General features: G+C 38.3%; 17 protein-coding genes. 15 read left to right on the forward strand and 2 right to left on the reverse strand.

What is annotated here, in order from left to right:
- The first annotated feature begins 5 nt into the window (after nucleotides 1–5).
- The 7 genes from murQ (at nucleotide 6) to OZX56_RS01615 (ending at nucleotide 8,722) form a co-directional block, all read left to right on the forward strand.
- Nucleotides 6–902, forward strand: a complete 897-nt coding sequence (murQ, locus tag OZX56_RS01585; RefSeq protein WP_277124778.1) for an N-acetylmuramic acid 6-phosphate etherase — start codon at nucleotides 6–8, stop codon at nucleotides 900–902.
- Nucleotides 903–1,101: 199 nt separating this feature from the next.
- On the forward strand, nucleotides 1,102–3,555 hold the full coding sequence (locus OZX56_RS01590; protein ID WP_277139938.1) for an SGNH/GDSL hydrolase family protein: 2,454 nt from the start codon (nucleotides 1,102–1,104) through the stop codon (nucleotides 3,553–3,555).
- A 241-nt stretch (nucleotides 3,556–3,796) separates the two neighbouring features.
- Entirely contained in the window at nucleotides 3,797–4,768 is a 972-nt protein-coding gene (locus tag OZX56_RS01595) for a ribose-phosphate diphosphokinase (RefSeq protein WP_277124774.1), read from the forward strand.
- 192 nt (nucleotides 4,769–4,960) lie between these two features.
- Nucleotides 4,961–5,755, forward strand: a complete 795-nt coding sequence (locus OZX56_RS01600) for a Fic family protein (protein WP_277139939.1) — start codon at nucleotides 4,961–4,963, stop codon at nucleotides 5,753–5,755.
- A 194-nt stretch (nucleotides 5,756–5,949) separates the two neighbouring features.
- On the forward strand, nucleotides 5,950–6,411 hold the full coding sequence (locus tag OZX56_RS01605; RefSeq protein ID WP_277139940.1) for a YbaK/EbsC family protein: 462 nt from the start codon (nucleotides 5,950–5,952) through the stop codon (nucleotides 6,409–6,411).
- 115 nt (nucleotides 6,412–6,526) lie between these two features.
- Nucleotides 6,527–7,510 (forward strand): ornithine cyclodeaminase family protein, encoded by a 984-nt coding sequence (locus OZX56_RS01610; protein WP_277139941.1) that lies wholly within the window; start codon nucleotides 6,527–6,529, stop codon nucleotides 7,508–7,510.
- Between the two features lie 21 nt (nucleotides 7,511–7,531).
- The gene (locus OZX56_RS01615; RefSeq protein WP_277139942.1) at nucleotides 7,532–8,722 is read left to right on the forward strand and encodes an amidohydrolase; all 1,191 of its coding nucleotides are present in this window, start codon (nucleotides 7,532–7,534) and stop codon (nucleotides 8,720–8,722) included.
- Nucleotides 8,723–8,771: 49 nt separating this feature from the next.
- Here OZX56_RS01615 and OZX56_RS01620 read toward each other — a convergent pair whose 3' ends face one another.
- Nucleotides 8,772–10,067: a glycosyltransferase family 2 protein gene (locus OZX56_RS01620; protein WP_277139943.1), complete on the reverse strand. Its 1,296-nt coding sequence runs from the start codon at nucleotides 10,065–10,067 to the stop codon at nucleotides 8,772–8,774.
- A gap of 161 nt (nucleotides 10,068–10,228) precedes the next feature.
- On the opposite strand from OZX56_RS01620, the gene OZX56_RS01625 reads away from it, so the two are divergent.
- From OZX56_RS01625 to OZX56_RS01640, 4 genes are all read left to right on the forward strand, one after another.
- Nucleotides 10,229–10,987, forward strand: a complete 759-nt coding sequence (locus OZX56_RS01625; protein WP_277139944.1) for a DeoR/GlpR family DNA-binding transcription regulator — start codon at nucleotides 10,229–10,231, stop codon at nucleotides 10,985–10,987.
- On the forward strand, nucleotides 10,984–11,898 hold the full coding sequence (gene pfkB, locus OZX56_RS01630; protein ID WP_277139945.1) for a 1-phosphofructokinase: 915 nt from the start codon (nucleotides 10,984–10,986) through the stop codon (nucleotides 11,896–11,898). The genes OZX56_RS01625 and pfkB overlap by 4 nt, the downstream gene beginning before the upstream one ends.
- Nucleotides 11,899–11,916: 18 nt before the next feature.
- On the forward strand, nucleotides 11,917–13,860 hold the full coding sequence (locus OZX56_RS01635) for a fructose-specific PTS transporter subunit EIIC (RefSeq protein ID WP_277139946.1): 1,944 nt from the start codon (nucleotides 11,917–11,919) through the stop codon (nucleotides 13,858–13,860).
- Between the two features lie 138 nt (nucleotides 13,861–13,998).
- Nucleotides 13,999–15,816: a DUF2207 domain-containing protein gene (locus tag OZX56_RS01640; protein ID WP_277139947.1), complete on the forward strand. Its 1,818-nt coding sequence runs from the start codon at nucleotides 13,999–14,001 to the stop codon at nucleotides 15,814–15,816.
- A gap of 30 nt (nucleotides 15,817–15,846) precedes the next feature.
- Here the strand turns inward: OZX56_RS01640 and OZX56_RS01645 are convergent, their stop codons facing one another.
- Nucleotides 15,847–16,287: a Fur family transcriptional regulator gene (locus OZX56_RS01645; protein ID WP_277124758.1), complete on the reverse strand. Its 441-nt coding sequence runs from the start codon at nucleotides 16,285–16,287 to the stop codon at nucleotides 15,847–15,849.
- Nucleotides 16,288–16,736: 449 nt separating this feature from the next.
- On the opposite strand from OZX56_RS01645, the gene OZX56_RS01650 reads away from it, so the two are divergent.
- From OZX56_RS01650 to OZX56_RS01665, 4 genes are read left to right on the forward strand one after another with little or no spacing between them, the layout of a single operon-like run.
- A complete protein-coding gene (locus tag OZX56_RS01650) occupies nucleotides 16,737–17,633 on the forward strand; it encodes a zinc ABC transporter substrate-binding protein (protein WP_277139948.1) in 897 nt (298 codons plus the stop codon).
- An 18-nt stretch (nucleotides 17,634–17,651) separates the two neighbouring features.
- Nucleotides 17,652–18,779 carry an SLAP domain-containing protein gene (locus OZX56_RS01655; protein WP_348635966.1) on the forward strand — a complete coding sequence of 376 codons (1,128 nt, stop codon included), beginning with the start codon at nucleotides 17,652–17,654 and terminating at the stop codon, nucleotides 18,777–18,779.
- 55 nt (nucleotides 18,780–18,834) lie between these two features.
- The gene (locus OZX56_RS01660; RefSeq protein WP_277140337.1) at nucleotides 18,835–19,455 is read left to right on the forward strand and encodes an ATP-binding cassette domain-containing protein; all 621 of its coding nucleotides are present in this window, start codon (nucleotides 18,835–18,837) and stop codon (nucleotides 19,453–19,455) included.
- Nucleotides 19,455–20,246, forward strand: coding sequence for a metal ABC transporter permease (locus OZX56_RS01665; RefSeq protein ID WP_277124754.1), 792 nt, complete (start codon nucleotides 19,455–19,457; stop codon nucleotides 20,244–20,246). The genes OZX56_RS01660 and OZX56_RS01665 overlap by 1 nt, the downstream gene beginning before the upstream one ends.
- Nucleotides 20,247–20,266: the final 20 nt, after the last annotated feature.

A 20,266-nucleotide genomic window follows, 5' to 3' on the forward strand; every position in this document is an offset into this window, starting at 1 on the left:
AATTTATGGAAATCAAAAATTTAGTAACTGAAACACGTAATCCAGCTACCACCCACATTGACACAATGTCAACGCTTGAAATGGTTAAAACGATTAACCGTGAAGATCAAAAAGTCGCTGAGGCGGTAGCAACACAAGCTGAACCAATTGCCCAAGTGATTGATGCAGCTGCTAAACTTTATGCGGCAGGCGGACGCCTTATATACGTAGGTGCTGGAACTAGTGGTCGTCTAGGGGTGCTAGATGCAGCAGAATTAGTGCCAACTTATGGAATTAAATCTGAGCGTGCCATTGGTTTGATTGCTGGTGGACAGAAAGCAATGTATCATGCTGTTGAAGGTGCAGAGGATTCTGCTGAATTAGGTCAGCAGGATTTGCGGAATTTGAACTTAACGGCTAACGATACAGTCATTGGTCTAGCAGCGAGTGGTCGAACACCATATGTAGTCGGCTGCCTTGATTATGCTAAAGAAGTTGGTGCATTAACCACTTCAATTGCTTGTGTACCTGATTCAGTTATTGGTGAACATGCAGATATTGCGATTGAAGCTGTTGTTGGTCCCGAAGTTGTAACTGGATCAACAAGAATGAAAGCCGGTAGTGCTCAGAAAATGATCTTGAATATGATTTCTACTGGAATCATGATTCGGCAAGGTAAGGTGTACGAGAACGTCATGATTGATGTGCAGCCGACTAATGCAAAATTAGTTGATCGTGCATGTCGCATTATTAATGTGGCAACTGGTGCTACTAAACAGGAGGCATTGACCACACTAGAGAAAACTGATAATAATGTTGCTTTAGCTATTGTGATGCTTAAAACAGGTAAGGCTCAAGCAGAAGCAGCTAGCTTATTAGAAGCTAATCATGGTAATGTTAGTCAAGTTTTACAAGCTGATTAGATAGTTCTAAGTATAAATTTTCATAATAAAAAAACAATTTTCGCTAGCTAGTGAAAATTGTTTTTTATTTTATGCTTATTATGTTGAAAAAATAAATTATTAATCACTTTTTATTTATAGTGTAGTAAACTCATTGAAAAGCTGCTAAAATTATCCACAGTGAAAATGTTTTATTAATGTAATTATAAGAAGGAATTTTATGAAAAGTACGAAGCGAGCTTTTTTATTAGCTGCTGCTACTGGGTTCGCATTGTTATTTAGCAGTGTGTCAGTTGTTAGTGCTGATGTTAAGACGTTTGATGCAGAAAGCTATCAAACTGGGAATAAAGAAGTGGACCAATGGGCAGATTTAACAGATACTAAATTTAAACAATTGGTCAGTCCGATTAATAACGAGCAACCGCTAGCTAGGAAAAATAATTCTTTGGGAATGATTGTACCAGATAATTATTGGCAGCCAGAGCGCTATTGTAATTTGGTTAATCTAGAACCTGCAAGCGGGCATAGTTTTTCACAAGGATCTAGTAAATCGTTTCAATTAATTGATAATAGTCAATCAGCTTCTGTGACAGTGCCACATTATTTACACCATAATAAGCGTTGGGTTGATGCAATCTATACTTTTAAGTTGAAAGGCGATAATACTAGTCACGATTGGGCTAAGTCTAACAGCCGAGCTAGTGTATACCTAAATCTTGGTACATCATATAATCGGCGTAATTGGTTCAGTTTGTGGACTAACAGTGCTGCACCACATGGCTATTACCAGACGGATGTGTCTTCACGCTGGGATATCAACGTGAAGTTTGTCTATTCAGATGATCAAAGTCCGGTTAAAGCGACTGGTACGGTAGAATTTCCAAGTGTAAATACTCAATTTATGTATGCTTTCGATAAGCAGCAAATGCTTAAGAATGGTGATCGTATTTATGGTCCTGCTCCTACTGGTAATAAACAAGGGATTTTGCGTGGGAATCTCGATAGTAATGGTCAATATTTCGATGTGCGTGGTGCTAGCAGACAAACTGGTTCAGGAACTTATAACGCCGAGACAACTTTTCTTTATGTTTTCCACAATGGTGAACTGAATTTTACTAATGTAAAGACTGGTTCAACTTATCCTAATGCAATGTTTAGCCGTAATGTTAGTGAACCATATATTGCCCAAGAAGTGCCATATGGCGATCTAGTTGGAACAATTAATAAGCAAGGCAAGATTACTGAAACAAGTGATGATCAGGTGGATGATCAAATTCCTGGTACTGCCCAAGTTCGTTTGTATCAAGCATTTCCTAATCAGCCAACTGCGCAAACTGTTAAGCAATATCAAGTACAATTAACTTTACCTAAATATGCGAAGTTAACTGGTCCAGAAAACTTAGAACTTAATAATTATAATTACCAAAAAGATGCAGCTAAAATTCTTAAGACTGCTAAGGTGAGTGATCCTAAGAACAATGCTAATGGAACTCAGACTTACACGATAACTTTTGGTGATGGCAAAACAGCGATTAATGATAATAATTTACAGCTCAAGATTAATGCACAGATTGACTGGGATAATCCGGAATTGTTAACTACTCTTAAGCAAAATTTTGTTAAAGCAGCGGATGGTCAAAAATATTTGGCAGTTAAAGCTAAAACCAAGACGATTATTGATGGTAAAACCATGGACAATGGTCAAGTTACGACCAAGGTTGAGGAACCAAAAGGTAAAGTTAACGTTCATTATGTTGACGGCAACCAGACTGACTTACAAAAGCCAGTGTCATTAGCTGGCGTGGTTAATGCTGGTTTTGATATCGAAATGCCACAAACTGTAGTTGATACTTATAATGAAGAATATCAAGTAACTGGTGACGTTAAAAATGCTGCTGGTGAAAAGGTCGATCCTAAGAAGTTAAGATATCAATATAACAGTAACAAGCCCCAGGACCTCTATGTAATTTATCAAGATACTGGCCATAAGTTTGCTTCAATTCTTAACGGTAAACGTGTCGGTTTCTTAGGTTCGTCAGTAACCGTTGGTTGGCAAGATCACAACCATTCATTTGTGGATAACTTACGTGAACAAGACGGCTTAGTAGCCTTTAAAGAAGCAGTCACAGGAACAACGCTGGCAGGTCAAGGTAGTAACACTTATGTTCATCGTTTACTAAAGATGAAAGATGGTAATACTGCTGCTGGCGCTAGCAAGGGTAAAAATGCTTTAGCATATGAACCACTTGACGCCTTTGTTTTGCAAGTTTCGACTAATGATGCTAATTCTGGTTACAAACTTGGATCGGTGAGTGATTCTAAAGAATTGCAGGACTTTGATATTAATACCGTTGCTGGTGCGATGGAATATATCATTAAGTATGCTGAGGATACTTGGCATTGCCCGATTATCCTGTATACAGGTTATTATGAAAACAATGCTAAATATCAACAAATGGTGGATTTAACATACCAATTACAAAAGAAATGGCATTTCACCTTGCTTGATATTTATCACAATCAAGAAGTTCATGATTTATTCAGCTCCGATAAGACTAAGTATGTGTCAGCTAATGACTTTATCCATCCCAGACACGCTGGATATCAAGTATGGACAGATCTTTTCCGTCAGACGTTAACTGATGTATTTAATAATGAAGTTACGGATAAGTAGCTAATTATTAATAAAAATCAAATATTCTCCAATCTACTATTTTCTTTGTTAAGTAAGAGCACAGATTGGGGAATTTTTGTTTTAATGAAGAATATTATAGATTTTTAACTTTTTCTAGTTAAAATAGCTCCAAAGACTTGAATGTCGCGTGTTAAAGTTGAATAATAAAGAGAAAAGCGTCCTTTTTTAGTCAACTTTTGGTAGAATAATAAGTTGTTAACATGTTTTTACGGAGGAAATTATGTCTTATAAAGACAATATAATGTTGTTTGCCCTTAATTCAAACGGTCCGCTTGCTCAAAAGATTGCTGATCGCGTTGGTGTGCCGCTAAGTAAGTCAAGTGTGCAACGCTTTAGCGATGGTGAAATTCAAATTAATATTGATGAATCTGTGCGTGGCAAGGACGTATATTTGATTCAATCAACTAGTGCACCAGTCAATGATAATTTAATGGAACTACTAATTATGATTGATGCGGTTCGGCGTGCTAGTGCGCAGACGATTAATATTGTGATGCCATATTATGGCTATGCTCGTCAAGATCGTAAGACGCGCTCACGTGAGCCAATTACTGCCAAGCTGGTAGCAGATATGTTGCAAACTGCTGGTGCAACCAGGGTTTTATCATTAGACTTACACGCACCGCAAATCCAAGGATTTTTCGATATCCCAGTCGATAATCTAATGGGAGCACCACTATTAGCAGATTACTTCTTGAGTAATCACTTAGAAAAAGATGCCGTAGTTGTCTCACCAGATCACGGTGGTGTTACTCGGGCGCGGAAGTTAGCTGAATTTTTAGGAACACCAATTGCGATTGTGGATAAGCGGCGTCCGCGTGCTAATGTGGCAGAAGTAATGAATATTATTGGTGATGTTAAAGGTAAACGTGCAATTATCATTGACGATATGATTGATACTGCTGGCACGATTACATTAGCTGCACAAGCCTTAATTGATGCAGGAGCAACTGAAGTTTATGCCAGCAGTACACATGCCGTGCTTTCTGGGCCAGCGGTTAAGCGGCTAAATGATTCTCCGATTAAAAACTTAGTTTTGACTGACTCAATTCAACAACCTGCAGAAAAGCAGCTTGATAAGACCTTGCTAGTTTCAGTAGGACCGCTGATGGGGGATGCAATTAAGTGCATTCAAGAGCATAAGCCAATTAGTCCATTATTTAATACTAGATATCAAGAAGATAAAAATTAAGTTGGTTGACTAACCATACTAATCAGCTGTCCTGTCAGAAATGGCAGGGCAGTTTTTTGTTAAAGAAAATTGTGTACAAAAAGCAATATGTATTATTTGATGTATGATATATTATAAGTATTAAAGCAGTCTTTTTAAGGTAGCCATAGGAAAATAAAAGGACTAAACAAACCAAGCTAGGAGATGATCAAAATGAAGTATGAAGATAAATTTCATCTTACAGCCGAAGAAAATCGCCGTTTTGCTAAAACTAATTTAACTAAATTAGTTTTTACTAGCTCGCGTTTTGAAGGATTAACTACTACTATGCCTCAAACACAAACTATCATTGATGGCATGGGAGTTGACGGTGTTTCAATTGATGATATTAATATTATTGTTCAGCTAAAAAGAGGTTGGCAATTCGCTATTAATTATGACCAGCCAATTAATTTGGACTTTGAAAAACAAATCAATAAAATTGTTGCTCGTGATACTGCAGCTTTTCCTGGTTATTTACGTAATAGTTCAGGTCGTGTAGAAACTTATCGTGGTGAGTTTTCACCCCCAGCAATTGACAAAGATAAAGAAAAAAATTATTTAAATTCTGTTTTAAATAGTCATCGTTCTACAACCGACAAAGCAATGACCGTAATGTATCACAATATGCGTCAACAAATGTTTTATGATGGTAATAAGCGAACAGCTACCATTGCAGCAAACAAAATTATGATAGAAAACGGTGCTGGATTAATTAATATTCCTTTAGATCAGTGGACTATTTGGAACCAAAAATTGGCCGATTATTATTTTTCCAATGATATGACGGAATTGAAAAGTTGGACATATCAAATTGGTATTTTTGGCATAGAGCCAAATTTACCTGCACGGTTACAAAGTAAGTCGACCAAGATGTCTGCAAAAGAACAACAAGAAAATATTGCTGAATTTAAGCAGTTATTGAAAAATGCACAAACAGATAATTCACAGTCTAACGATTCCGATTAACAGGACAAATATTGACTGTTTTCTAACAGTGAGAATTTAGGCAGCTTCTTAAATAAAAAGTGATTGACTAACCATCTTAATAAACTGTCCTGTCAGAAATGGCAGGGCAGTTTTTTGCTAAAGAAAATTGTTTACTAATTTTAAAATCTGTTTCATAATATTTTAATAATATAGTGAATGATAGGAGAGATAAAATGTCACTTGAGAAAGTCAGAGAGTATTTCAGTCAGTATCAATTAGAAGAACGAATTCACGTTTTTGATCATGAAACGGCTACAGTCGAACAAGCAGCAAAAGTTCTGGATATAGAGCCAAATCAAGTTGCTAAGACTATGGCTTTCAATTTAAAAGAGGGGCCTATTGTAATTGTCACGGAGGGAGGAGCCAGAATTGCCAATGCTAAATTTAAGGCAGCGTTTGGACAAAAGGCTAAAATGGTGAAACCTAATGAATTGGAATCTGTAGTTGGTCATCCAATTGGAGGGGTTTGTCCGTTCGCGTTAAAGCCCAATGTTAAAGTTTATCTTGATCAAAGTCTTAAGCAGCACGAGGTTGTCTATCCAGCAGCCGGCTCAGCTAATTCTGGGATCGAACTGACTTTAGCAGAGTTAGAAAAATACGCTCAACCTGCTGAATGGGTTGATGTGACTAAGTAGCTGTTTCTAGTGGAGTAGTTTAGATGTTGGTTCTTCCGTGATCCAATAGAACTGTAAGTTCTAAAATGAGCTATAATAAAGCTAAAGATAAATGAGTTAATGAAAGGAATTAACCTTGCTACTACTAAAAAAAGCCGATATTCAAAAATGTTATACCTTAAAAGATGCGATGGCAGCAGTTACTGAAGCATTTAGATTGTTTTCAAAAGGGGAAGTTGAGGTACCATTACGTACCCAAATTGTTAATCGGCAGCAAACGGGTTCATATTTATGTATGCCAGCCTTTTGCGAGAGCGCAGACGCTGCTTGTGTCAAAGTCTTGGACATGTTTCCAGATAATCCTAAGCAAAATTTGCCGACCATTAATGCTCAAGTATTGACAATTGATACTAATACAGGCGTGATTAACGGCATGATGGATGGTAATTATGTTACTCAATTACGCACGGGTGCTGCATCAGGAGTGGCATTTCAAAATCTGGCTAGGCAAAATTGTACTAAAGGAGCTGTAATTGGCACAGGTGGTCAAGCAGCTACGCAATTAGAAGCGATGCTGAATGCGCGCAAGTTAGAATTAGTTGAGGTTAGCGACCGTGACTATCCACGGGCACAAGAATTTGCGCAAGCAATGTCAGAGCAACTTGCAGATTATGGCGCTAAGATAGTTGCAGTACCTACTGCTGATGAAGCAGTTAGAGATGCGGACTTAATTATCTCGGTCACGTCTTCAACGCAGCCAGTTTACGATGGTAAGTTAGTTAAAGCTGGTGCGACCGTGAGCGGTGTGGGCGCATATCAACCACAAATGCAAGAGACACCAGTTGAATTATTGCAACGTACAGATAAAATCTACTTCGATTCGCAAGAAGCGGTTTTGGCAGAATCTGGTGATTTAATTATTCCACTCAAGCAGAAGACGATCAATCAAGACAAGTTTGTTGGAGACCTGGGACAAGTTATCTCGGGCGACTTGCCAGCTCGTGAAAATGATCAGGAAATTATCTTTTTTGAAACTGTGGGGATTGCTGCTCAAGATTTGCTTACTGCTAAGTCAATTTATGATCGAGCATTAGCAGCTAACGTAGGCATGCAATGGTAAATATAATAAGGAAGAATAAAAATGACAATTGAGCAAGAACTAATGCAGCGTCTTGAGCGTGACGAAGATAAAATGATTGCTATTAGGCGACATTTACATGAACATCCGGAACTCTCAAATGAGGAACGGGAGACACATGATTATATCAAACGCTTTTATCAAGGGATGGCTTGTACGGTCAAAGATTGTGGTACTGGATATGGCATCACGGTTGACATTGATAGTGGTAAACCTGGTCCTAAGTTAGGATTGCGGGCAGATTTTGATGGTCTGGCTATTGACGAAGATAATGATTTATCGTTTAAGTCACAAAATCGTGGGGTAATGCACGCTTGTGGCCATGATGCTCATACTGCGTATTTAATGGTTTTAGCCAAAAACTTGATTGAGCTTAAGGATAAGCTACGTGGTTCAATCCGCATTATTCATCAGCCGGCTGAGGAAAAAGCTCCTAGTGGCGCACAAAAGATGATTGCTGGTGGCGTTCTAGATAATGTTGATCACGTAATTGGGTTGCACGTAATGTCGACAATGCCGCTAGGTACGGTTGCTTATCATCTAGGTGAGAGTCAAACTGGTCGTTCAAACTTTACAGTTAAGTTTATTGGCAAGGGCGGACATGGTTCCATGCCACAATTGTCCAACGATGCGATTGTCGCAGGATCATATTTTGTCATGGCGGTGCAAACGATCGTTTCGCGCCGGGTTGAACCCAATGCCCATGCTAGTGTTACAATTGGGTCTTTTGATGGGGCTGGTACCAGCAACGCCATCAAAGAATCAGTTACCCTTAAGGGTGATATTCGCATTATGCAGGAGAGTACGCGTACAGTTATCGAGCAGCAACTTGAACAACTAATTAAAGGGACTGAAGCGATGTTCGGCGTAAAAGCTGAATACGAAATTGTTAAAGATGTACCGGTTTTGTATAACGATCCTGATTTCACTAAGCAAATAGTTAAGAGTCTAAAAGCGGAAGTTGCTAATGTTCCGGAGATAACTGAAGTTAGTGATCTTGGAGCACAAGATCCGTCAGAAGATTTTTCCTATTATGCTTTGCAAAAATCGTGTTCTTTTCTATATATTGGCTGTGACGTTGATGATGGTCAGACGCATCCCCACCATAGCCCTAATTTTATGTTAGATGAGCGTTCGCTACTTATTGCGGCTAAAACCGCGGGTCTTGCTACGGTTCATTATTTAATGGATTAATTAAATAGAGCCTGAAATAATTCACGAAGGATTTTTTCAGACTCTATTTTTATGCTAATAACACAAAGTTTTGTAATTCTGCTAAAGTGCTGATTTTGACATCAAATAATAACTGGGCATAGTTTTGAGGATTGCTAGCAATTTGTTTTAGATTAACTAAAAAGTCGCCATTCTGGTGGATTAAATAATTAATTAGCGGATGAAACGGCTTGATTCCCAGCATTACGCAGATATTATTATCTATAACTATAAAATTATCTGTGGCACGCAAATAGCCAATTGGAGACTGTGGCTTGAGCGCTTCAAAAACGATAACACCACCCTTGTGTAAAACTTCTGTAAGTAATTGCGTTGAATTGTTAATAGCAAAAGTTTTAAAGCGTTCGTTATTTTGGTAGATGAGCCAGTCAGTTAAATTATTATTTTCTTCGCAATAAAAGTTTCTAGGTAATAGCTCAAATTGGTTGTAATATTGATAATCTGGATAAAATTTACTACTTTTAATTAAATCATTATCACCTAAATTTAGCTGCTGCAGTAATTCAATGAAGTAAGCCAAGTAATATCTAAATCCCGGTGTTGTTAGGTTAATCAGCACTCTTTTTAGCGCATCATATTCAGCTGCTTCGCGGTATTTTGGCGCACAGTTACTGATTAAATCTCGATATGCTGTAAAAATATCAAACAACCGTGGATTACGGTATGAAGTTGTAGTGCTGTTTGCGTGTTTATAGTAATTATAAAGCGGCTCAGGGATGTAAGATAGCTTGTGGCAATGACTAATAATCGGAATGATAAGATCTAAATCTTCGTAAATCATCTGTTTAAAATGGTATTTTTGCCAAATTTCACGGCGATATAATTTGTTCCAGGAATACGAATTATTTTGGGCTTCGGTAATATATTGGGCAATGTCAATCAAGCCTTCAGTACTAGGTAAACTACGCACGTCTTGCTCGTAGCCCTCTTCCACCCAAACTTTGTGTACATCGCAAACTGCGATATCACTTTGATATTTATTGATATTACGGTATAAGCTGGATAAATAATTTGGTTCTACCCAATCATCAGCGTCAGTAAAGCCAATAAATTTACCTTTGGCTTGTTTTAGCCCAGTATTTCTAGCCAGTCCTTGTCCCTGATTAGTCTGGTGAATAACTTTGATTTTGTTTCTATTTTTTGCTTGAAAAGCTTGCGCAATCTCTAATGTTTGGTCTTGGCTACCATCGTCAACCACAATTATTTCGTAATCTTGGTTAAAGTCCTGCTTAATTAGGGATGTTAAACAGCGAGCTAGTAGCTTTTCTTCGTTATACGCGGCAACAATAATTGAAATTTCAGTCATAGCAATTCCTCTCAATACTTTATCCATAATATACCTGATTTTGATACGCGATACTACATTTTGTTGGTGTTGCTTGTTTTTGCATGAAAATGCATATTTTTGCACGAAAATGATTGCTTTTGAAGCTGGAACCGAATACAATATTGGATGAGGTGAAAGTGATGCTAACACAAGAGCGGCAAAATTTGATTGAAAATTATGTTAATCAGCACGGACTGTGTCAAGTCGGTGATCTTTGCCAATTGACTACGACATCGGAATCTACGATTCGTCGTGACTTGAATCAGCTGGAAGAAAAAGGCTTGCTTAAGCGAGTTCATGGTGGAGCCCAGTCTGTTAAAAAGTTTGCTCATGATGTGTCGCAGCATATTCGCTTTAGTTTGAATCACGAGGAAAAGGTCTTGCTTGCCAGATATGCTGCCGAACATTATGTCCATGAAAATGATTATATTTTTATGGATGCAGGAACAAGTGTCTATGAAATGGTGCCATTTTTGGCAGATATTCCAGGGATTACGGTGGTAACTAATGGCCTAGAAACAGCCTTAGGGGCCCTTAATCACGGGATTAATACGTTGCTTTTGGGTGGACGAGTTAAGTCAGATACACATGCGGCAGTAGGACAAGCAGCTATCGAGCAGCTGGAGTCAATGAACTTTGCTGCTAGCTTTGTTGGGACTAATGGCTTAGATGAACATGGTAAATTGACTACACCTGATCCTGAAGAAGCAGCAATTAAGAAACTTGAAATTAAACAGGCACAGCAGGCTTATGTTTTGGCAGATATTTCTAAAATTGGTGAACGTAATTTTGCAGTATTTGCAGATGTTAGCCAATTAATCGTGATTACGCCAGAGTTAAATGCTCGGCATAAACAATTATTACCAACAAAAATTAATTTAGAGGAGGTCAAAGGATGATCTATACAGTTACGGTCAATCCAGCCTTGGATTATGTCATTCAAATGGAACAACTAGATTGGGGTGAAGTCAATCGCAGCAATAATTGTTCGTTTCTGGCAGGGGGTAAAGGAATTAATGTTTCGCAAATCCTTAATCAGCTGGGAGTTGACAATACTGCTTGGGGCTTTATTGGCGGTTTTACTGGTAAAGAATTAGTGCGCCAAGTCAATCAGCGCCGGATTGTCAGCGACTTTGTTACCATATCAGACGCTACCAGGGTCAATGTTAAACTGCACGCTGGTAAGGAAACTGAAATCAATGCAGCTGGGCCGACGATTACTAAACAGGAAATTCTTGCTTTTGAGGATCGGTTAAATGTATTGCAAAAAGGCGATATTGTGGTGTTAAGTGGCTCACTAGCGCCAAGTTTGCCAGTAGACTTTTATCAACAATTATTGCCTACGATTAAAGCAGCGGGGGCGGAATTTGTAATTGATACAACAGGTCAGGCGTTACTTGACACGCTTAGCTATCGACCACTGGTTATTAAGCCTAATCATCATGAGTTAGCTGAGCTGTTTAACACGACTTTTAATTCAGATGCGGAGATGCTCAATGCGGCACGTAAACTTCTTGATTTAGGAGCACAGAACGTGATGGTTTCAATGGCTGGTAGTGGTGGTTATCTAGTCACGGCTAAACATGCTTATCATGCTAATGCCGCGGTTGGCACGGCTGTTAACTCAGTTGGTGCTGGCGACTCGATGATTGCTGGTTTTGTTGGTACTTATGTCCAAGCTGGTGATCTGAGTGAATGTTTCAAAATGGGAATGGCTTGCGGGGCAGCCACTGCTTTTACTAAAGATATTGCTATCAAAAGTCAAATTGATGCAGTTTTACCACAAATTACAGTAGAACAAATTTCATAAAGTATAAGGGGAACAATAATGGAAATTAAAGATATTTTAGCTCCTGAATCCATGATTATGTCGCTAAAAGCGACTAACAAGGAAGATGCAATTAAGGAGATGGCTGATTTAGAAGTCAAAACCGGAATTGTTAATGATGAAGACGAGTTCATCAAGTCGATTTGGGAACGTGAACACGAATCTACTACGGGAATTGGTGATGGCATTGCAATGCCACACGCGCGTAACAAGTCGATTAATAAGGCGCGAGTCTTGTTTGCTAAGAGTAAGCAAGGGATTGACTTTGACGCACTTGATGGTCAGCCAGTCTACTTGTTCTTCATGATTAGCGCGCCAGCTGGTGCTGATAATACGCACTTAGAAGCTTTGGCTAAGTTATCTGGTCTTTTAGTTGATCCAGAGTTAGTAAGTATGCTGAAAAAGGCGCAAACACCTACAGAAGTAATCGATCTATTTGAACAGGCAGAAGCGCAAAAAGATGCGGAACAGGTCGAGGCTGAAAAGGCAGCTGCTAATGATTCGTTAGATAAGCCATTAATTGTTGGTGTCACCGGCTGTATTAATGGGATTGCTCATACTTATATGGCACAGGAAGCTTTGATTAAGGCTGGTAAGCAACTGGGTGCCAATGTTCGAATTGAAACTAACGGCTCTGAAGGTGTTAAGGATAAGCTAACTGCGGCTGAAATTAAGCAAGCTAAAGGTGTAGTTATCGCGTCTGATAAAAAAGTCGACATGCCACGTTTCGATGGTAAGCCGCTGATTAAGCGTCCAGTAGTTGATGGAATCAATAAACCAGATGAGCTAGTCGAAGATATTTTACAAGATAAAGCTGGGATCTATCATTCTGATGAAAAAGTTGCTGCTGAATCAGAAGGTGGTAAGCAGAGCTTTTGGAATTCTATTTATCAAAACCTAATGAATGGTGTTTCCCATATGTTGCCGTTTGTTATCGGTGGCGGAATTTTGATGGCAATTTCCTTCATTGTGGAAAACTATGCAGGTGGACCAAAATCTCCAGCCTTTATCTTTTTGAACAATGCGGGGAACATGGCGTTTGCCTTCATGGTACCAATTCTATCTGGTTATATTGCTGAATCAATTGGCGATTTACCGGCCTTAATGCCTGGTTTTGTCGGTGGTTTTATGGCCACTGTTTATAGTGGTGCTTACGGTGGATCGTATGTGGCTAACGTTTTAAGTAATGCCAAGTCACCAGCTGGATTCTTGGGCGGGTTAGCCTCTGGTTTCCTTGCTGGTTATATCGTAGTTGGACTAAAGAAATTATGTGCCAAAATGCCTAAATCACTTGAAGGTATGAAGCCAATGTTGATTTACCCAATTTTGAGTTTGTTGCTAATTGCTTTGGTAATGTACTATGTAATCAACCCAATCTTTAGTTCAATCAACTTTGCGATTACTAACTTCTTGAATCAAATGGGTACAGGAAATCTGGTAGTCTTAACCACCATTCTAGCTGGAATGATGTCAATTGATATGGGTGGACCTTTCAACAAGGCTGCGTATGTCTTTGCTTCAGGTGCTTTTGCTAATGATCCTAATTCTAAAGTGGCAGCTGTAATGATGGCAGCTGTAATGGTTGGTGGTATGGTACCACCGCTAGCAACCGCTATTGGTACGACCTTCTTTAAGAATAAGTTTACTGAAGATGAGCGTCGGGCAGGTGTTACTAACTGGATTTTGGGCTTCTCATTCATTACCGAAGGAGTAATTCCGTTCGCTGCGGCTGATGCTGCGCATGTTATTCCATCATGTATCGCTGGCTCTGCTGTTGGTGGAGCATTAGTTGGCATGTGGCGCATTGGAGTTCCTGCACCACACGGTGGTCTATGGGTATCGCCGCTGGCCAATCATATCTTGCTTTACTTTGTGGCGACCATTATCGGTGCAATTGTTGCAGGGGTAATTCTCGGCTTGTGGAAAAAACCGGTGGAAAAATAATTTTTAGATAAAAGTAAAAAAGCTTATCGACTAGTTGTTGATAAGCTTTTTTGTGTTATTGGCTAAAAAGAATCATCAGATAGCTTATGGTAAACTTAGAAGGAAGGTTTTTGTTAAACAATTACTAGGGGAGTATGAATGAAACGAAAATTATTAAAAGCTGGGAATTTCCTAATTCTAATTTTAGGGCTACTTTTTTTATCAACAACGGTTAAAGCTGACGATATTGATTACGATATTACTAACTTGAATGTTATTGCTAGGGTGCAAACAAACGGCTCATTGAAGATTAAGCAGCAAGTTACTTATGACTTTGATGATGACGCGCATGGTGTTTATTACCAACAAAACTTAGCTAAAGGGCAAGAATTAACTAACTTAAAAATTAAGATTAAAGCTGATGATGCTAAAGAAACGGCCAACCATAGTTACACTTTAGCTTCTGCTAATAATACTTACAAGATTAAGTTATTTCATCAGATTGCTGCTGATAGTAAATTTCGAGTAACCTACTATTATACGATTACGAATGCGATCACCAATTATCGCGATATTGCTCGCCTGAATTTTATGATTGTTGGTGATGGCTGGGATGAAGATCTTGATAATGTTCGTGCACAAGTACTGTTTCCTGGGAAAATCAACAAGTTACAGGCATGGGCTCATGGTCCTCTTGATGGTTATACTAAGGTGCAGCCTGACCAAGGCAAGATCACAATGACAGCTAAAAACTTGGATAAAGATCGCGGAATTGAAGTTGACACGATCTTTCCACCAGCCGTAACTAAGGCTAATCGCAAGCGGGTTGACAAGAATAAGCGGCAAGCTGTCTTAAAGCAGGAACGGAATTTAGCTCGTCAAGCCAATCAGGAACTTAAAAAAGTTCGTCAACGTCTAAGACTGTGGTATATAGTTGGCTGGCTACTAGTTATTGGCGGAATTGGTTTAAGTGGTTTAGCAATTTATCGTGGTCTTAGAGCTCAGCGGTTTGGAACTTTTCCACAGAAGATAAATGATTTGGTGCATAACTATGAAATACCAACTGTAAATCCGGTTGCTGCCCAAGTTCTGGATACAGCTAAGGAGCCAGATAGTAAGGCATTTACAGCTTATTTGCTCGATTTGGTTAGGCAAAAACGTCTAGAGTTAACTAGTTATCAGAGAAAACGCAAAACATATTATCGGATTAGCCTAGTTGATGAAGAGCTACTCAAGCAGGATAAGTTGCTCAAGTTTTTGTTTAATAAGGTGGGAGATAAAAAATCTTTTACTACCTATGGTCTACGTAAATATAAAAAGGATGATTTGGGTCGCAGTTTTAGTAGGTGGCAAACCAGGCAGCGCAATCTTGTTAAAGGTAAAGGACTTCTTTCGACGCGTTATGAGAATAAGCTTGATAATCTTAAGACAACGGTAGGCAGTCTGAGTCTTTTAAGCATGGTTTGCTTGGTGCTTGGTCTAATCTTTTTCCATTTTCAATTGCAGAAAATGATTACGTTAATTTGCCTGCCAATATTACTGATTGCTGACATAATTGTTTATCTAGTAGCAATTGAGCGAATCGCTATTTATACCAAAAAAGGTGCAGAAGTGACTAATCAAGTTCGTGGTTTTAAAAAGATGCTGCAGGATATTGGGCAATTTAAGATGAAGGATGTTGGTGACCTAATCTTATGGGAACAGATCATGCCCTATGCGGTTAGCTTTAGCTTGTCCAAACGAGTGCTTAAACAATTAAAGATTGAGTTTGACCTAGATCGATTGGATAATAATGATAGTTTGTACTTTGGATATTACTCCTCTTACTATACTGGTCTTAGTTTTGAAGCAGCATTTCAAAGTAGCTTTGAAAAGAGTGTTTCACATTATTCTTCGTCATCATCGGGCTCAAGTGGCGGCTTTTCAGGTGGTTCCAGCGGCGGGTTTGGTGGCGGCTCCGGTGGAGGTGCCTTTTAGCGAAGTTAAAAAAGTAGAGTAGCAAATGCGCTACTCTACTTTTTTACTGTCCAATTGACACTGATTGCAAATGCCATGAACTTCAACTTGATAATCGTTAATTTTAAAACCAGTTAACTGCATTTGGGCTTTAGTAAAGTCAGGTAGTGGCAGTTCGATTGTCCGCCCGCATTCCTCACAGATAAAATGGCTATGATTAGCGGAAATAAAGTCACATTGAAATTTAACTCGCAAACCGCTGGCAAACATTTTAGTTTCTAAAATACCAATTTCTTGCATTTCTTTGACGTTGCGGTAAATCGTGTCATGACTCATTTTGGGAAAATGCTGACGTAAGTGCTTGTCAAGCTGGGTTAAGGAAAGATAGTAGTCTTCATGATTGTATAAATAAGTCAATATTTCTTGTCGTTGCTTGGTTAACTTATAGTGATTCTTTTTTAAAATATTTAGTGCGATTGCTAATTTGTCCATCAAATTCATCCTTCAAAGTGTTTGGGCCTAATAGTTAAGCAATATTAGTTTACCACCTTTGCTGGTAAAAAAACTAATATTCAATTAACATAATTTTAGCTTGACTGGGAAAAGCTAGCGTAACTAGCTACAAATCGGATAAATTACGTTTAACTAATTGCTTATCTGGCTTGATTATTTTGGTAAAATAAATTACTTTCAAAAAATGATTGACAATTGTATTACGATAATTTATATTTAAATCGTACTAATTACGTTTAATAAAAGTAACTAGTACGATTTATTTAACTGAAATCAGTTAGCTGAAACAAGTAGGTTCTAAGATTTTGTTGTTTTTAGTGTATAATATTGTTAACTATAAGTAGATTTTGAAGTTATGAAATTACGCTAATTTGTTAGTTAGTAATTTTATTAGATGGATTACTACTTGGAAAAGGATATCTAGATTAATGAGAAAAAAGATCAAGTTGAAATTATTGCCCTTAGTTGTTGTTTTGGGGACAATGCTCTTAACTTTGAGTGGCTGCACAGGCAATACCGATTCCAGTCACCAGCATGACCAAATTTCGATTGTCACCACAACGAATATCTATGCCGATATTGCGCAAAATATTGTTGGTAAATACGGAAAAGCAGAGCCAATCATTGATAAAGCAAGCATGGATCCACATGATTTTGAGCCTAAGACTAATGATGCCAAGAAATTATCTAATGCAGATTTGGTTGTTGCTAATGGCTTAGGTTACGATAGCTGGATGAATAAGCTGGCTTCGTCGGTCGACAAAAAACCAATCTTAGTTGGTGAAGATGTAATGGGATTAGCTAAAAACGCTAATCCACATATTTGGTATAGTTTAACTATGCCTACCAAGTATGTTAATTATTTAGTTAAAAAACTGAGTAAAAAAGACCCTAAACACCGCGACTATTATCAAGCTAATGCAGATAAATATTTAGCTAAAATTACCAAAGTCAAAAAGCTAGCGGATAAAATAGATGGTACTAAACACAAACCAGTTTATGTTAGCGAGCCTGTCTTTGATTATGCGCTGCAAGCATCGGGTTTGAAAGTGGCCAATCAAGACTTTGAAAAAGCTATTGAAAACGAAACTGATCCAAGTCCGGCAACTATTCAAAAGATGACGACGGGGATAAAGGAACATAAAATTGCGTTTTTCGTCAATAATACGCAAGCCACCAGTCCAGTAGTTAATAACTTTGTCAAACAGGCGAAAAAAAGTAATGTTCCAGTTTTAGAAGTAAGAGAGACTATTCCTGATAAAACCACTTATCTTGAGTGGCTAACTGATAATTATCAGAAACTAGCCAAAATTGTGCAAAAATAGTCAAAAGAGGAAATAACAATGAAAAAATTAATTGCTGCATTGGCACTGGCTGCTAGTATAGCTGCTCCTGCAACCGTTCATCAAGTGGATCAAGTAGCAGCGGCAAGTTCAATTAATGAGCAAGCTAAGCAGAATAGTTATAGTGGTGTTACCTATTTATATCAGATGCTAGAACAAGAGGGGATTGTCTACAACTGCTTTTATGCTAATGGTCCGCTGCAGTACCGTAATGGCAAGCCAGAAGGAGTGGTAATTCACGAAACTGCAACTCCAGGTGCAAGTGCCCATGATGAAGCAATTTATTTTAACCGCGAATGGATGAATATGTATTCTTACGTCCACGCGTTTGTTGATAAAGGTCAAATTATTCAAATGATGACGCCTAATTATGGTGTTTGGGGCGCAGGAGCTAATGCTAACAATCGTTTTTTCCAGGTAGAATTATGTGAAGAAAGCAATCAAGCTGACTTTGCCAAAGGGGTGAATAACGATGCAATCTATGTTGCTAAGATGCTGCATCGTTTCAATCTTGAACCAGATAACGCTGTTCACGATGGCAAAGGTACGATTTGGTCCCATCATGCTGTATCTAACTTTTTAGGTGGAACAGATCATACAGATCCAGATGGTTATTTTGCTAAATTTGGTTATTCAATGGATCAATTTTATGATCTAATTAAGTATTACTATGATTTACAAACTACACCTGCGACTGACCCAGCAACTGATACCACTACTACGAGTGAAAAGCCTGAAAAGCCAACTGAGCCGGCTTTGCCAGCACCGATTGCTACTAAGACCTTAATGCATGATGCTATTATTTATGATGCTGATGGTGTGGCAACTGATGCAGCCATGAAAAAGCCGGGCAGTAAGTTAACAATTTACGGCGATAAGACCATCAATAATAAAAAATACTTACAGATTGGCAGTAATCAATATGTTGTAGCCAGCAACGTTGAAGGCAGAATGCGTAAGTTAACCCACAATGCCTATTTATACAATAATAGTGGTAGTCGTATTGGTTATAGCAAATTATATCGTGGTAATTCAGTGAGAACATATGGCGGTAAGGTCAAGATTGGTAATCGCAAGTATTATCCAATTGATGTTAATGAATATGTTAAGGCTGGGAACTTTAAGTAAGCTCTAAGTTAGGAGGGTCAAATTGTCTGATATTTTAGAAGTCAATAACTTGTCAATGAGTTTTGATAAAAAAATGATTTTTTCGGATATAAATTTCAAACTAAAAAGAGGCTCAATGACTGCTCTTTTAGGTCCTAATGGTACAGGTAAGACCACCCTAATTAATATTTTAATGCAGCTGCTTACTCCTACTAAAGGTTCATTTAGGTTTGCTCAAGATACTAAATTGGGCTATGTACCGCAATTTCGCAATATCGATGCTGAATATCCATTGTCAATTGCTGCTTTTGTTGGTTTGAATGCCCCATTATTCAAGACTGGCAAAACTAAACAGGCAATCAATAAGCAATTAGTTGAGGCAAATTTGGCAGATATCAAAAACGTTCGGATGGGCGAGGCTTCTGGTGGACAAAAGCAACGTGCGTATCTAGCACAGGCCTTGCTTGATAACCCCAATATGATTATTTTGGATGAAGCAACTGCTAGTTTGGATCCAACTGCTAAAGATGAGTTGATGAGTTTAATTAAACACTTAAACCAAAAGCATGCTATTACTGTATTGTTTGTAACTCACGATGTACCCTTAGCTCGTAAATATATGGAAAATTATTTGTACTTGAATCATGGTGTAATCGAGCAAGGAAAAATGACCCAATTTGAGGGGGCGTATGAGTAATGTTTGCATATGAATTTATGCGTAATGCATTTGTTGCTAGTACTTTTATTGCCATTACTTGTGGCATAGTTGGTGTCTACGTAGTTAGCCGCAACTTTAGCTTTTTGGCACATACTTTGTCGGAAATCGGTTTTGCTGGTGCTGCTTTTGCAGGTTGGCTAGGCATTGGTCCCTTATGGGGAATGTTATTATTTACCTTGTTTGGCTCGGTGAGTGTCGGCGAATTATCTTTACATAGTGATCAGAAAGAGGCATCAATTAGTGCTATTTCTGCATTATTTGTTGGACTAGGAGTTTTGTTTTTAGCGATTTCTAGTACTAGTAGTAAATATGCGACTAACATTTTATTTGGTAGTATTATCGGTGTGGATAAACAAGGCGTTATTCAAATGGTTTTGCTATCGTTAATCGTGTTATTGTTAATTTTTTCAATTCAGCGACCACTTAATTTCGATTCCTTTGATCATATTGGAGCGCTGGCACATGGGGTTAATAGCAATTTAGTTAGTGTGGTCTTTTTAGTGGCACTAGCAATGGCAGTGTCAGTGGGTTCACAAATTGTTGGCTCTTTGTTAGTCTTTATTTTATTAACGTTGCCGCCGGCTAGTGCGAATTACCTTGGTCGCACTGTCGGATCGATTATTGCTTGGTCAGTCCTATTTGCATTAGTTGGAGTTTGGCTAGGGCTATATTTAGGTTTTATTACCAATTTGCCAGTTACTTTTTTTATTTCTGTAATTGAAGTAACAATTTATTTAGTGGTATATTTTGTCAATTTACTGAAAAGGTAATTTACAACTTTGTATGGGTA

This window comes from Lactobacillus sp. ESL0684 (assembly GCF_029392675.1).
Lineage (GTDB): Bacteria > Bacillota > Bacilli > Lactobacillales > Lactobacillaceae > Lactobacillus.

Coding starts and splice junctions, on each gene's coding strand:
- murQ (WP_277124778.1), top strand. CDS start 6: ATGGAAATCAAAAATTTAGTAACTGAAACACGTAATCCAGCTACCACC.
- OZX56_RS01590 (WP_277139938.1), top strand. CDS start 1,102: ATGAAAAGTACGAAGCGAGCTTTTTTATTAGCTGCTGCTACTGGGTTC.
- OZX56_RS01595 (WP_277124774.1), top strand. CDS start 3,797: ATGTCTTATAAAGACAATATAATGTTGTTTGCCCTTAATTCAAACGGT.
- OZX56_RS01600 (WP_277139939.1), top strand. CDS start 4,961: ATGAAGTATGAAGATAAATTTCATCTTACAGCCGAAGAAAATCGCCGT.
- OZX56_RS01605 (WP_277139940.1), top strand. CDS start 5,950: ATGTCACTTGAGAAAGTCAGAGAGTATTTCAGTCAGTATCAATTAGAA.
- OZX56_RS01615 (WP_277139942.1), top strand. CDS start 7,532: ATGACAATTGAGCAAGAACTAATGCAGCGTCTTGAGCGTGACGAAGAT.
- OZX56_RS01620 (WP_277139943.1), bottom strand. CDS start 10,067: ATGACTGAAATTTCAATTATTGTTGCCGCGTATAACGAAGAAAAGCTA.
- OZX56_RS01625 (WP_277139944.1), top strand. CDS start 10,229: ATGCTAACACAAGAGCGGCAAAATTTGATTGAAAATTATGTTAATCAG.
- pfkB (WP_277139945.1), top strand. CDS start 10,984: ATGATCTATACAGTTACGGTCAATCCAGCCTTGGATTATGTCATTCAA.
- OZX56_RS01635 (WP_277139946.1), top strand. CDS start 11,917: ATGGAAATTAAAGATATTTTAGCTCCTGAATCCATGATTATGTCGCTA.
- OZX56_RS01640 (WP_277139947.1), top strand. CDS start 13,999: ATGAAACGAAAATTATTAAAAGCTGGGAATTTCCTAATTCTAATTTTA.
- OZX56_RS01645 (WP_277124758.1), bottom strand. CDS start 16,287: ATGGACAAATTAGCAATCGCACTAAATATTTTAAAAAAGAATCACTAT.
- OZX56_RS01650 (WP_277139948.1), top strand. CDS start 16,737: ATGAGAAAAAAGATCAAGTTGAAATTATTGCCCTTAGTTGTTGTTTTG.
- OZX56_RS01655 (WP_348635966.1), top strand. CDS start 17,652: ATGAAAAAATTAATTGCTGCATTGGCACTGGCTGCTAGTATAGCTGCT.
- OZX56_RS01660 (WP_277140337.1), top strand. CDS start 18,835: ATGAGTTTTGATAAAAAAATGATTTTTTCGGATATAAATTTCAAACTA.
- OZX56_RS01665 (WP_277124754.1), top strand. CDS start 19,455: ATGTTTGCATATGAATTTATGCGTAATGCATTTGTTGCTAGTACTTTT.